At 69.4% G+C, this 13,383-nt stretch carries 12 protein-coding genes and 1 pseudogene; 11 read left to right on the top strand and 2 right to left on the bottom strand.

Features of this window, described 5'->3' with window-relative positions; genetic code table 11:
* Positions 1-80: 80 nt before the first annotated feature.
* A pseudogene (locus B5557_RS46340) lies at positions 81-197 on the bottom strand (ABC transporter ATP-binding protein); the annotation flags it as partial.
* Between the two features lie 446 nt (positions 198-643).
* On the opposite strand from B5557_RS46340, the gene B5557_RS30565 reads away from it, so the two are divergent.
* A complete protein-coding gene (locus B5557_RS30565) occupies positions 644-844 on the top strand; it encodes a response regulator transcription factor (RefSeq protein ID WP_079662469.1) in 201 nt (66 codons plus the stop codon).
* Between the two features lie 155 nt (positions 845-999).
* Here the strand turns inward: B5557_RS30565 and B5557_RS30570 are convergent, their stop codons facing one another.
* Complete coding sequence (locus B5557_RS30570; RefSeq protein WP_079662470.1) at positions 1,000-1,623, bottom strand: TetR/AcrR family transcriptional regulator; 624 nt, start codon at positions 1,621-1,623, stop codon at positions 1,000-1,002.
* 204 nt (positions 1,624-1,827) lie between these two features.
* Here B5557_RS30570 and B5557_RS30575 point away from each other — a divergent pair, with 204 nt between their 5' ends.
* The 10 genes from B5557_RS30575 to B5557_RS30615 all read left to right on the top strand — a co-directional run bounded on the left by B5557_RS30575 (position 1,828) and on the right by B5557_RS30615 (position 13,378).
* A complete protein-coding gene (locus B5557_RS30575; protein ID WP_079662471.1) occupies positions 1,828-2,643 on the top strand; it encodes an oxidoreductase in 816 nt (271 codons plus the stop codon).
* 35 nt (positions 2,644-2,678) lie between these two features.
* Positions 2,679-4,397, top strand: a complete 1,719-nt coding sequence (locus B5557_RS30580; RefSeq protein WP_079662472.1) for an FAD-dependent oxidoreductase — start codon at positions 2,679-2,681, stop codon at positions 4,395-4,397.
* A complete protein-coding gene (locus tag B5557_RS30585) occupies positions 4,394-5,878 on the top strand; it encodes an ATP-binding protein (RefSeq protein WP_079662473.1) in 1,485 nt (494 codons plus the stop codon). Before B5557_RS30580 ends, B5557_RS30585 begins: the two co-directional genes overlap by 4 nt.
* A gap of 191 nt (positions 5,879-6,069) precedes the next feature.
* Complete coding sequence (locus B5557_RS30590; RefSeq protein WP_079662474.1) at positions 6,070-6,948, top strand: alpha/beta fold hydrolase; 879 nt, start codon at positions 6,070-6,072, stop codon at positions 6,946-6,948.
* A 59-nt stretch (positions 6,949-7,007) separates the two neighbouring features.
* Entirely contained in the window at positions 7,008-7,523 is a 516-nt protein-coding gene (locus tag B5557_RS30595) for a DUF302 domain-containing protein (protein ID WP_079662475.1), read from the top strand.
* A 477-nt stretch (positions 7,524-8,000) separates the two neighbouring features.
* Positions 8,001-8,162 carry a hypothetical protein gene (locus B5557_RS43950; protein WP_159424450.1) on the top strand — a complete coding sequence of 54 codons (162 nt, stop codon included), beginning with the start codon at positions 8,001-8,003 and terminating at the stop codon, positions 8,160-8,162.
* Positions 8,159-9,202 carry an NAD(P)/FAD-dependent oxidoreductase gene (locus B5557_RS30600; protein ID WP_231976079.1) on the top strand — a complete coding sequence of 348 codons (1,044 nt, stop codon included), beginning with the start codon at positions 8,159-8,161 and terminating at the stop codon, positions 9,200-9,202. Before B5557_RS43950 ends, B5557_RS30600 begins: the two co-directional genes overlap by 4 nt.
* A 94-nt stretch (positions 9,203-9,296) precedes the next feature.
* Complete coding sequence (locus tag B5557_RS30605) at positions 9,297-10,928, top strand: MFS transporter (protein ID WP_079662477.1); 1,632 nt, start codon at positions 9,297-9,299, stop codon at positions 10,926-10,928.
* Positions 10,929-11,458: 530 nt separating this feature from the next.
* Positions 11,459-12,250 carry a maleylpyruvate isomerase family mycothiol-dependent enzyme gene (locus B5557_RS30610; protein ID WP_079662478.1) on the top strand — a complete coding sequence of 264 codons (792 nt, stop codon included), beginning with the start codon at positions 11,459-11,461 and terminating at the stop codon, positions 12,248-12,250.
* 183 nt (positions 12,251-12,433) lie between these two features.
* Positions 12,434-13,378, top strand: coding sequence for an SCO6745 family protein (locus B5557_RS30615; protein ID WP_079662479.1), 945 nt, complete (start codon positions 12,434-12,436; stop codon positions 13,376-13,378).
* The last annotated feature ends 5 nt before the right edge of the window (positions 13,379-13,383 follow it).

The following is a 13,383-nucleotide window of genomic DNA, read 5'->3' on the forward strand; positions in this document are numbered from 1 at the left end:
GTTCCGGGCAGCCTCGCGAGGGCCAAGGGACGTCGGGCAGGGATGTCGGTCCGCAAACCCCCGTACGCGCGACTCTTCGGTCAGGGGCTGCTCGCCGCGCCGAGTGTCTCCCAATGGAGCGTGCGCTCACACCAGCGGTTCAGGAGCGTACGGTCATGTCCTACGGCGAGGAGTCCCGCGCCGGTGGATCGCCGGTAGCCCGTCCACTCTCCGCGTTCCCGACCCTCGGGCCGGGCCGGTGTCTCCTCCTCCGCCGACGTCCTCGTTGACCGTCTCTGACTTCGTGGGGAAAACGGCTTTGTCGGAGATCGATGGGACAAGGCCACCGGTCTCCGGCGCGGTGCTCTACGGAACCTGTCGCGCCGACCCGGCCCTGCTCGCGGACCGGGCGGCCGAAGCGGTCGCCGACGCTTACCGGCGACTGGCCGCCGAGCCGGTCATCCGTGACGAGGTCCACCGCCGCCTGCGCCTGCTGTACGCCGCGCCGTCGGCGAGCAGTGCCGCTCGAAGAACTCCGCCAGGTTCATGCCGAGTTGCGGCGCATAGTCCAGCAGGTCCCCGAAGGTGATCTGCGTGGTCGGATGCTCGGCATGGCCAGCCGACGGGCTCAACCTCCGCCACGGCCTCGGTACCGGGCCCGCCCCTGGCACCCCGGGAACGCGACGTCCTGGCGCAGGTGGCACTGGGCTGCAGCAACGCCGAAGCCGGTCGCAAGCTCTCGCTGCTGCCCGAAACGGTCAAGTCGTATCTGCGCAGCGCGATGCGCAAGCTGGGAGCGAGCGCCCGCTTCGAGGCGGTGGTCGCCCGCACGTCGATAGACGATGCCTCCTCAGGGTGGGCGTAGTGGCCCCCCGGGCCGATGGGCGCCCAGCCATCGCCCGAGGGCCCGCCTCACCGCCACCCGCACTGGTCGTCCCGCGACCGACCCGTGCGTTTGTCAGGAGCCTGCAGCCACGCTCACGGTCAGATGCCTGTGCAACGAGGCCGGCCGTGCCCCTCTCAGGTGTGGCGCGGGCGAGGCAGCAAGGCGAACGCGCTCTCCGCTATCGAGGTCAGGCGGTCGGGGCCGTGGCCGTACGCGCCTACGACATCGCTCCCGCGGATGATCGTCAGCAGTAGGTACGCGAGGTCGTCGGGATCCGCGTCGGGGTCGATGTCGCCGTTGCGCTGCGCCGCTCGCACGCACTCGGCCACCGCCGCCCGGACCACGGAGAAGCAGTCGTTGGCCAGGCGTTTCACCTCGGGGTCGGAGGCGCCGATCTCCAGGGCCATCTTGGCGGCGAAGCAGGCCGCCCCCGCCCGGTCGGAGGCGGGGGGTACGTCCGCGGCGAGTGGTACCCCGTGGACGGCGCGGAGCAAGTACTGGTGCAGTCGTTCCAGGGCGCCCTCGTCCGGTCCGGCGAGCATCTTGCGCGGACCCTGCGCCAGCCGGGCGAAGTAGCCGGCCATCGCCTCCAGCAGCACGCCGTGCTTGCCGTCGAACGCGCCGTAGAGACTGCCGCGGCCCAGGCCGGTGGCGGCACTGATGTCGTCGACGCTCGTGCCGTTGTAGCCCGAGGTGCGGAACTGTCGCTCGGCGGCATGGAGGACGTGGTCGCGGTCAAAGCTTCGTGGTCTCGCCATACGAAGACCGTAAAGCCGACCCACCCTTCTTGACAACTCAGTACAGAACTGCCTAGGTTTCGGACTGTTCAGTAAACAACCGTCCTGAGCTCGCCGGACAGGCTTGGTCCGGGCTTGCAGGACCGGTGCGGACGATGTCGGCCTCAGCGCGGGCGACCCCGCACAGCGCCCGGCGAAGTCATGCCCACAACCGAAGGAACCACCATGCAGACAGTTCCCCGAGTGGCCCTCGTGACGGGCGCCTCCTCCGGGATCGGGCGGGCGGCGGCGCTCGCCCTGGTGGGCGCCGGCTTCGCGGTGGTCGGCACGAGCCGCAACGCGGTGAACGCCGAGCCGCTCGCCGGGGTGACGTTCCTCGATCTCGACGTGGCAAGCGACAAGTCGGTCCGCGCCCTCGTCGGAGAGGTGATCGATCGGTTCGGTCGGATCGACGTCCTGGTCAACAACGCGGGCGTGGGCGCGGTCGGCGCCGGCGAGGAGAGCTCGATCCACCAGGCCACGGAGGTCTTCGATATCAACGTCTTCGGCGTGATGCGGATGGCAAACGCAGTGTTGCCCCTCATGCGTGCCCAGGGCAGTGGCCGCGTGGTCAACGTCTCCTCGGTACTCGGTCTGATCCCGGCCCCCTTCATGGCCGTCTACGCGGCCACCAAGCATGCGGTCGAGGGCTACTCCGAGTCCGTCGATCACGAACTGCGCGAGCACGGCGTCCGGATGCTGCTGGTCGAGCCGGCCTACACCAGCACGAGTTTCGAGGCGAGCAGCATGGCACCCGACTCGCCCCTGCCGGTCTACGCCGCGCAGCGGGAGGTCTCCCGAGACGTGCTGGCCACAGCCGTGCGCAACGCCGACGCCCCGGACGTTGTCGCGAAGGTGATCGTCGCGGCCGCCACCGATTCGAAGCCCAAGCTCCGGTACACCGCCGGCTCGATGGCCAAACGCGTCAGCGTCCTGCGCCGGATCGTGCCCTCGCGCGCCTTCGACAGACAGATCCGCAAGCTCAACCGACTGGCCGGCTGACCCCGCAGTACGGGGCGGCGCCCGAGGAGACGCACATGTCCGAATCAGAGACACCGAAGCCGGCACCAGCATCTCTCGTCCGACCACTCCTGGACGCTGCGCGGACCGTCATCATGACCGTGGACGACGATCCCGGGGTGTCCCGGGCCGTCGCCCGTGACCTACGGCGGCGCTACGGCGCCTCGTACCGGATCGTGCGCGCGGAGTCCGGCGAGTCCGCGCTGGAGGCGCTGCGGGAGCTGAAGCTGCGCGGTGATCTGGTCGCGGTGATCGTGGCCGACTACCGGATGCCGCAGATGAACGGCATCGAGTTCCTCGAACAGGCCCTGGACGTCTATCCGGGCGCCCGGCGCGTGCTGCTGACCGCGTACGCGGACTCGAACGCGGCGATCGACGCGATCAACGTCGTCGACCTCGACCACTACCTCCTCAAGCCGTGGGACCCGCCGGAGGAGAAGCTCTACCCGGTGCTCGACGACCTGCTCGAGGCGTGGCGGTGCAGTGACTTCCGGCCGATGCCGAGCACCAAGGTCGTCGGTCACCGGTGGTCGGCGCGCTCGTCGGACGTACGGGAGTTCCTGGCCCGCAACCAGGTGCCGTACCGCTGGTACTCCACCGACGAGCCCGAGGGGCAGCGATTGCTGGCGGTCGCGGGGCAGGACGGGCAGCGGCTGCCGGTGGTGATCACGGCGGACGGTACGGCGCTCGTCGAGCCGGAGGTGCCCGACCTGGCCGCACACGTGGGGCTGGCGACGACACCCACGGCCGACTTCTACGACCTGGTCGTCATCGGCGGCGGCCCGGCCGGGCTCGGCGCGGCCGTGTACGGGGCCTCGGAGGGCCTGCGTACGGTGCTCGTGGAGCGGTCGGCGACCGGCGGGCAGGCCGGGCAGAGTTCACGGATCGAGAACTACCTGGGCTTCCCGGACGGGGTGTCCGGCGGCCAGCTCACCGACCGGGCGCGACGCCAGGCCACGAAGTTCGGCGCCGAGATCCTCTCCGCGCGGGAGGTGACCGGTCTGGAGAGCAGCGGGGCGGCCCGGCTCGTACGGTTCGCGGACGGGTCGCAGATCGCGGCGCACAGCGTGATCCTGGCGACCGGTGTGTCGTACCGGCAGCTGGAGGCGCCGGGTGCCGACGAGTTGTCGGGCCGCGGGGTGTTCTACGGGTCCGCGCTCACCGAGGCCGCCGCCTGCCAGGGCCACGACGTGTACATCGTCGGCGGCGCCAACTCGGCAGGGCAGGCGGCGATGTACCTGTCGCGGGGCGCCAAGTCGGTGACGCTGCTGGTGCGCGGAGCGGACCTCACCGCGTCGATGTCGCACTATCTGATCCAGCAGATCGCCGAGTCGCCGAACATCTTCGTACGGGCCCACACGGTCGTCGAGGCCGCGCACGGCGAAAACCAACTGGAACAGCTGACGCTGCGCGACACGACGAGCGGTCAGACCGAACTCGTCGACGCGCAGTGGCTGTTCGTGTTCATCGGCGCGGCCCCGCTGACCGACTGGCTGGACGGCACGGTGTCGCGGGACGAGCGCGGGTTCATCCTCGCCGGACCCGACCTGACCGCCGACGGGCGGCCGCCGGTGGGCTGGGAGCTGGACCGGCCGCCATACCACCTGGAGACCAACATCCCCGGCGTGTTCGTCGCCGGGGACGCGCGCGCGGAGTCCGCCAAGCGGGTCGCGTCCGCCGTCGGAGAGGGAGCCATGGCCGTGATGCTCGTACACCGGTATCTGGAGCAGTCGTGAGCGGGCGGCTGATGCCGTGCAGCGCGGCGGAGATCAGTTCGCTGTTTCTGTTCGAGAAGCTCAGCGCCGAGCAGATTGACAGGCTGTGCAGCGCGGGCCGGGTCGAACTGTTCGACCCGGGGCCGGTGTTCGCCGAAGGTGACCCGGCGACCGACTTCTACGTGATGATCGAGGGCACGCTCGTCATGTCGCGCCGGGTGGGCAGCGATGACATCGAGGTGAGCCGCACGTCCCAGCCAGGGGTGTACGCGGGGGCCGTGATGGCGTACCTCGGGGAAGGGAAACCGCAGCGGTACATGAACTCGCTGCGGGTGTCGGAGCCGACGCGGTTCTTCGTCCTGCCCGCCGAATCGTTCGCGAACTTCATGCACGAGTGGTTTCCGATGGCGATCCATCTCCTGGAGGGGCTCGCCCTCGGTTCGCAGACCTTTCAGCGGGCCGTCGGGCAGCGCGAACGGCTGCTGGCGCTGGGCTCGTTGTCCGCGGGTCTCACCCATGAGCTCAACAACCCGGCCGCGGCGGCCGTACGGGCCACCTCGTCGCTCAGGGACCGGGTCGCGCACATGCGCAACAAGCTCGGCGTCATCGCCTCGGGCCCCTACCACGGCGACGCCCTCAAGGCCCTGGTCAACCTCCAGGAGCGTACGGCCGAGCGGGTCTCCAAGGCGCCGCCACTGAGCCCGCTCGAAGCGTCCGACCGGGAGGACGAACTCGCCGACTGGCTGGACGACCACGGTGTCCAGAACGGCTGGCAGATCGCGCCGGCCTTCGTGCAGGGCGGTCTCGACGTCGACTGGCTGGAGCAGATCGCGGCGGCCGTCGACGAGCAGAAAATTTTGCCGAGTGCCATCGAGTGGCTCACCTACACGGTCGAGGCCGAGCTGTTGATGTCCGAGATCGAGGACTCCACCACCCGTATCTCGCACCTCGTCGACGCCGCCAAGCAGTACTCGCAGCTGGACCGCGCGCCCTACCAGGTTGCCGATGTCCACGAACTCCTCGACAGCACGCTGCTGATGCTGTCGGGCAAGATCGGTCCCCAGGTCAAGGTCGTGAAGGAGTACGACCGTTCGGTGCCGAGGATTCCGGCCTACCCGGCCGAACTGAACCAGGTGTGGACCAACCTGATCGACAACGCCGTCTTCGCCATCAACAGCGCGGGCGACGAAGGGACGTTGACCGTACGCACCGCTCTGGTGCACGACCGGCTGCTCGTGGAGTTCCAGGACACCGGACCCGGAGTGCCGCCGGACATCCGGGGCCGGATCTTCGACCCGTTTTTCACCACCAAGCCGGTGGGCGAGGGCACGGGGCTGGGGCTCGACATCTCCTGGCGGATCGTCGTCAACAAGCACCACGGTGACCTGAAAGTCGAGTCCGTACCCGGCGACACCCGCTTCCAGGTGCTGCTTCCCCTCACCGCCACCGACCCTGACATCGAGCCCGACACCGTCTCCGACCCGGCTCAGGAGCCCTCATGACCAAGGACACCGGAATCGACCGCAGCGGGGGAGACGTCGGCCAGGACGTCGACTCCAGAGCGCAGGCGGCGCTCTCTGAGACAGGACACTTCGGGCGACCGCACCTCTTTGCACCTGATCAACTTCACAGACCAACGAAATAAGTTGAATGCCAGAATTGCGGCATTCTCCTCACCGGAGAGGACAGAACCATGGAACGCAACGAGTCTCCCAACGCGACGTACGCGAGAACCTGGAGCAACGGCCACGGCGAGGTGCGGTTCTTCACCCGGGCCGACGGCTCGCGGCTGCGCTACTACACCGTGGGCACCGGCCCCGCCCTCGTTCTGATGCACACCGTGCGCGGCCAGCTCGACTACTTCCAGCGGGTGATCCCGCTGTTGTGGGACCACTACACGGTCTACGCGCTGGATCTGCCCGGGATGGGATGGTCCGACATCGTCCCCGGCGCACAGTACGAGGAGCCGCAGCTGCGGGCCGCGGTAGTCGAATTCGTCCGCGGACTGGACCTTCACGACGTCACCCTGTCGGGCGAATCGCTCGGGGGCGCCCTGTCCCTGTCGGCATCGATCGACCTGAAGGACCGGGTCAGCCGGGTCGTGGCGTTCAACAGCTACGACTACCCCCAGGGCGGGGAGCGGGGGAACTGGATCGCCCGCGGCATCATCTCCAGCGTGCGGATGCCCGTGCTGGGCCCCTTCTTCGCCACTCAAGAGCCGCGGCCCGTCTTTCGGGCAATTCTGCAGGGCGGCTACGTCGACAAGACCAAGCTGCCCGAGGACTTCATCACCGAGCTACTGAGGAGCGGCCGCCGCAAGGGCTACGACAAGGTGTCCCGAGGGATCTTCCGCAGCCTCAAGGGATTCGACCGGGCCCGCGAACGCTACCCGCGCGTGTCGGCACCCGTCACCCTTGTTTACAGCGAGAACGACTGGTCCCGGCCCGCCGAACGAGACCGCGTGGCCAACGCGCTGGCGGACGTCCACCGCATCACCGTGCCCCGTACCGGACACTTCTCCGCCTTGGAGCGTCCCGACGAGATGGCGCGGATCCTGCTCGACGCGGCCTGACCTGACCCGGCAGCTATCGGCACCCGCCGCCCATCCCCGTCAGGACATGAGGAAGTGCCATGACTCAGGCCGTCCCCCACCTCGTCAACCGCCTCGTCATCGACACCGACGACTCCTTCGATGACGTCCGTCGGCGCTACGAATCGCTGGTACCCGCCATCGATTTCGCCGAACTCGTCGAAGTGATCGCAACAGGTGACCTCGCACGGGTGCAGGCATACACCGCAGACCGCACACCCCATTCCTTCGCCGTCTTCTGGACCCTGGACCCGATGCCGGTGATGCGGCTTTCGGGACATCAACACCGCGCCGTCACCTACATGATGGGAAACAACGTCATCGCGGAAACCATGTTCCGGCACGACCCCGGCATCATCCTGTACGCCCCGCTGCGCACCGCGATCTACGAGACCGCCTCCGGCCGCGTGCAGTTCAGCATCGACCAACCGTCGAGCAAATTCGCCAGCTTCGGCGATCCCCGCATTGCCGAGGGCGGAGCACAACTCGACGCCAAAGTCGCTGAACTGCTCCGCCTCATGACACTGCCGGTACCACCGGAGCTGACCACGGCCTGACCCTTGGCACTCCAGCACCGTTTCGCTGTCTGACCTGGTCAGAGGCATCGTCGGGAGTGTAGGGGGCTGGTGGCCCGTCAGGGACGGTCTTGCCGGACCGCCCCTCCGATGAGAGGCATCGCCGCCGGCACAGCCTGCTCGGGTAGGACCGCCCCATTGCTGCGGGGGTCCCCCCATAACCGTGCGGGCCCGTTGTCCGAGCACACGGCTCAGGCGAACTGACCTGGGGCGGGGCGCCGAGTTCGGCCATGTCGCCTTCGCCGACGACGCCGCCCTCGCGGCCCCGCCCTGATCGGTGCATTGCTGCTGCCGTTGTGGTGAGCGAGGGTCGACCTGCCGTACTTGACAACTTAGTACAGAACCGCTTAGGTTTCTGACTGTTCAGTACACAACGGTCCTGAGCTCACCGGACAGGCTGCGTGCACGCCTGGCGTTGCGATGCCCTCCAGGCCGACAAGGCACGGTCTGATCCTGGCGATGGCGTTCATCGACGTACTGGATCTGTACATCACGAACGACCCCAGCAAACCGGGGCCGGACTCTTCGCAACAGCCCAAGACGGTCGCCGCCCGCATCCTGCGCTTCCTGAACGGCTGCCCCCTCCAACACCCAGAACTCGAAGGATTGACCGAACCATGACTGATCAGGAAAGGCAGGAGGCCGTGGCTGCGGCGACTCCTCCGTACGCGAGCGACGCTCTGCCCGAGGGGGCCGTCGACGCGGTGGTGATCGGCGGGGGCGCCGCGGGGCTGAACGGTGCACTGATCCTCGCCCGCTCCCGCCGCTCGGTCGTCGTGATCGACAGCGGCTCCCCGCGCAACGCGCCCGCGGAGGCCGTGCACGGCCTCATCGCTCTGGACGGCACCCCGCCGTCCGAGGTCCTTCGACGGGGCCGGGAGCAGGTGCGCCAGTACGGCGGACGCGTCGTGTTCGGCGAGGTGGTCTCGGCCGAGTCCGCCGCCCCGTCGGCGGACGGGGACCTGCGGTTCACCGTCACCCTGGCCGACGGCCGCAGCATCACCGCCCGCCGCGTCCTGGTGGCCACCGGCCTGAAGGATGTGCTGCCCGAGGTGCCCGGGCTCGCCGAGCACTGGGGACACAGTGTGGTGCACTGCCCGTACTGCCACGGCTGGGAGGTGCGCGATGAGCCCATCGGCATCCTCGCCACCGGCCCGGCATCCATCGGCCACGCGTATCTGTTCCGCCAGCTGACCGAGGACCTGACCTACTTCACCCACGGCACCGACCTGGACGAGGACAGCCGCGCCCGCTTCGCCGCCCGCGGCATCCGCGTCATCGACACCCCGGTCACCGGGGTCGTCGACGACGAGGACGGCGCCCTCGCCGGGGTGCGCCTGGCCGACGGCCAGGTCGTGGCCCGCCGCGTCCTCGCGGTCGCCCCGCAGATGCAGGCCCGCACCCATGGCCTGGAAGGTCTGGGCCTGCCGGTGCAGGACCTGCCGACGGGCCGCACTTTCGCCTCCGGTATCGACGGCACCACCGAGGTGCCGGGTGTGTGGGTGGCCGGCAACGTCACCGATCCGGTTGCCCAGGTCGGGGCCTCCGCAGCGGCCGGCGCGCTGGCCGGCATCGACATCAACAAGGTGCTGGCCATCGCGGACACCGATGCGGCCCTCCAGGGGATCGCCGAGGGAAGCCGACAAGGGGTCACAGGATGATCTTGAAGCCCGGAGATCTCAGCCCGTCATCCGCTCGTCGCACGGGCAGTCAAGTGATTCCGCTCGTCCGCCCCGTCCCTCTCAGGAGCTACTGATGTCCTTCCTTGTGAACACCCCCGTGGAGAAAATGACCGGGCCTTACGCGCGGCGCTGGTGGGCGCTGCTCGTGCTGTGCCTGAGCCTGCTGATCACGGTGATGGCGAACACGTCGCTGATCGTCGCCGCCCCCGACATGACCACCGACCTGGGCCTGAGCAGCAGTGATCTGCAGTGGGTCGTCGACAGCTACACCGTTCCGTACGCGGCGCTGATGCTGGTGCTGGGCGCGATCGGCGACAAGTACAGCCGGCGCGGCGCGCTGGTGCTGGGTCTGCTGATCTTCGCCGGCGGTTCGGTGATGGGGAGCCTGGTCGACGAGACCTCGCTGGTCATCGTGGCCCGCGCGATCATGGGTGTCGGTGCCGCGGTCGTGATGCCGGCCACGCTGTCCCTGGTGGTCGCGACCTTCCCTCGCAGCGAGCGGGCCAAGGCCATCACCGCCTGGGCCGCGACCTCCGGGGTGGCGGTAGCCGTCGGCCCGCTGGTCTCCGGCTGGCTGCTGGAGGACCACGCCTGGGGCTCGACCTTCCTGATCAACGTGCCGATCGCCCTCCTCGCCGTGGTCGGCGCGCTCGCCCTGGTACCGCCGTCCAAGGCGGAGGGCATGGGCCGGATCGACTACGTCGGTGGTCTGCTGTCGATCGTCACCGTCGGCTCCCTGATCTACGCCGCCATCGAGGGCCCGCACTCCGGCTGGGGCGTCGGCCCCGTCGCCGCCGCCGTGGTCGCCGGCGTCGGTCTGCTCGCCTTCGTCGCCTGGGAGCTGCGGCACCCGCACCCGATGCTGGACGTCCGAAAGTTCGCGCTGCGGCCCTTCACCGGTTCGATGCTCGCGGTGATGTTCTTCTTCTTCGGTATGTTCGCCGTGCTCTACTACGCGACGCAGTTCCTGCAGTTCGTCCTCGGCTACGACGCCCTGGACACGGGCCTACGGCTGCTGCCGCTGGGCGGGGCGGTGTTCCTCGGGTCCGCGCTGACCGGGGTGCTCGCCCCGAAGCTGGGGGTGAGGGTGATGGCCGTGACCGGCTTGACCGTCGGCACGGCGGGCATGTTCCTGCTCACCCAGATCGACAAAGGGTCGACGTACGGGGACTTCCTGGTGCCGCTGATGATGCTGGGCCTCGCGCTCGGTCTGGCCATCTCCCCGGCCACCGACACGATCATGGGCTCCTTCCCCGAGTCCGAGCTGGGCGTCGGCGGCGGTGTCAACGACACCGCGCTGGAGCTGGGCGGGGCGCTGGGCATCGCGGTGCTGGGCTCGCTGCTGGGCACGGCCTACCGCGACGAACTGACCGACCTGGTGGGCAACCGGCTCCCGGCGGAGGCGATGGAGACCGCCAAGGACTCGGTCGGCGCCGGCCTGGCAGTCGCGCAGCGGGTCGCGCAGGATCCCTCCGTCGGGCCCCAGCAAGCCCAGGCCGCCGTGGACGCCGTCCACCAGGCATTCGCCCACGGAGTTGCCCAGACCAGCCTCATCGGCGGGATCATCATGGCCGCCGGAACCCTGATCGTCCTCGCGGTCCTGCCGGGCCGGCGCGGGTTCGCGAAGAAGAGCGCCGAGCCGGGGGCCGGGACGACGGCGAGCGAGGCGGCGACTGTGCGGGAGCACACCGGGTCCCCCCGCTAGATCGCCGACGGGGCGTCCACCGGATCGACGGGGACGCGCCCGCCCGCCGGAGCGAGTGGCACCGCCTCCGCCGGATCACCCGCCAGGCGCGTCGGCCAGGAGCCCGGCGGCGCGAGACGCGCAGGGCGCGGGCGTGGTCCACGGTCCACGGCCACGGATACCCCTCGGGGCCGGCGCGGGGTATGCGCGGTGGAAGGCGAATCCGCTGCTCGCGCGTCCAAGGCCCATTGCCGAGCTGGAGCGATCGCCTCGGAAGCCGGCTTCACGTGTCCGTCCGGAACGCGTTCTGGACGCAGGTTGGACACAAGGATCGGAAAAGACACCTACGCGGCGCGAGCGAAGTGCGCCAGACGGACGGCGAGGGATCCCCGTGTGGGTGGGGCGCGCATGCGGGTGCGACCATCGAGAGGGTCGTGAAGCCATAGGTGCCGGCACCCGCCGCTGAGCGCCTGCGGCGCGACAGGTTCTGCCGCCTGCCGGCGGCCGACCCGGGGTCACCCCAAGCCGTCACCCAGAGAAAGACTCCCACGATGAACTCGTTGGACCGCCCCGCACACGGACCCGCGCCGGTCGACCACCGCGCCGCGATCGCGGTGGAGACCGCCCGACTCGTCGCAGCCCTCAAGGATGCCGACCTGACGACCGCCGTGCCGAGCTGTCCCGGTTGGAGCCTGGCAGACCTGGTCAAGCACACCGGTGGCGTCCAGCGTTGGTTCTCGAGTCTTCTGCGCGCGCGCATCCAGGAGCCCCCGCGCTCGCGGGAGGTGGACCTGCGGCTCCCGGAGCGGCGGGAAGAGTACCCGGACTGGCTGACCGACAGTGCGACCGTGGCAGCGCAAGCCTTCGCGGCCACCGACCCGGACCTGCCCATGTGGGCATGGGGCGTCGATCAGCACGCCCGCTTCTGGGCACGCCGGATGCTCTTCGAGACCCTGTTGCACCGGGTCGACGCCGAACTGGCCCTGGGCCGCCGGCCCACGATCGACCGCCCGTCGGCCGTGGACGGGGTCGACGAGTTCCTCGTCAATCTGCCCTTCGCCACCTCCTTCGCGCCCCACATCGCGAACCTGCGCGGTCCCGACAAGGCCATCCGCTTCCGCGCGACCGACGGTGAGGAAAACTGGCTTGTCCGCCTGCGGCCCGACGGCTTCGGGCTCGACACGAACCCGGGTGCTGCCGAAACCGCCGACTCGACCGTTCATGGAACCGCCGCCGATCTGTTGCTGCTCGTCTACGGCCGACTGCACCACGACGCGGCGAGCTTCGCACGTGACGGAGACGACGACCTGCTGAGTCACTGGTTCGCCAACTCCGCTTTCTAGGACGGATTTACGTCGTCCTGGTCTTCGTGGACCGGCGGCGGAGAACTGGCAGCAGGGCAGTAGTCGCCGGAGCCGCACTCCGATAGGTTACCGACCAGGCGGTACGTTTCGCGGGGTGTCCCGCCGCCTTCATGTGCTCGATGAACACCAACGTTTCATCCGTAACAGGACGGAGAGCCGCTCATGGCGCAGGCGCAGGCGCAGGCACAGAACCTGACCCGCGACAGCCTCGCCAACGCGCGCGAGACCTGGAGAACCCTCGAGCCCTACCACGGGGCCGTCTACTTCTCGCCCGAAGCGGCAGGCCGGTACGGCGAGTTGGGCGTGGACGCCAGGACGGGGTACTTCGCGTCCCGTTCGGCCGCGCTCGGCGCGGCTTCGGCGGAGGTGGTCATCGCCACGTTCTACAACTTCAGTCCACAACTGGTGCGCCGGGCCATACCCGCGGCATGGGAGGCCGCTACGCCGCAGCAGTTCACCGCTGCCCGGCTCGCGGGGATCGATGCCACGCTCCGCCGCATCCTCGGCGCGGAGGTCTTCTCACCGGCGATGGCCCGCGCGGCGGAACTGGCCCGTACTGCAGCGGAAGTGACTGTGCACCACCCGCAAGGCCGCCCACTTTTCGCCGCGCACGCCGCACTGTCGTGGCCGAGCGAGCCCCACCTCGTGCTCTGGCACGCGCAGACTCTGCTGAGGGAGTTCCGTGGCGACGGCCATGTGGGGGCACTGCTGACCGCCGGACTGAGCGGGATCGAAGCTCTCGTCACGCATGCCGCCGCAGGCGACGTCGATGCAGGGGTCCTGCGCGACTCGAGGGCATGGACGCCGCAGCAGTGGGGCGAGGCCGTGCAGAGCCTACGTGAGCGTGGATGGCTCGACGACGGACCGGACCTGGCGCTGACCGAGGAAGGGGCGCGGCGCAGGGCGGAGATCGAGCACACCACCGACAGGCTGGCCGCCCTCCCGTACCTCACGCTCGGTCCCACGGCCTGCGCCGAACTCAGCTCATTGGCCAGGCCGTTCAGCCTTGCTCTGGCGAAGGAACTCTTGCCGTGGGCGGTCGGCCGCCTGAACGAAGAGAGCGCAGGAGAGAGGGCGCCGAGGCCGGGAACGCCCGATGGTGCCTGAACCCC

Source organism: Streptomyces sp. 3214.6, assembly GCF_900129855.1.
GTDB lineage: Bacteria > Actinomycetota > Actinomycetes > Streptomycetales > Streptomycetaceae > Streptomyces > Streptomyces soliscabiei.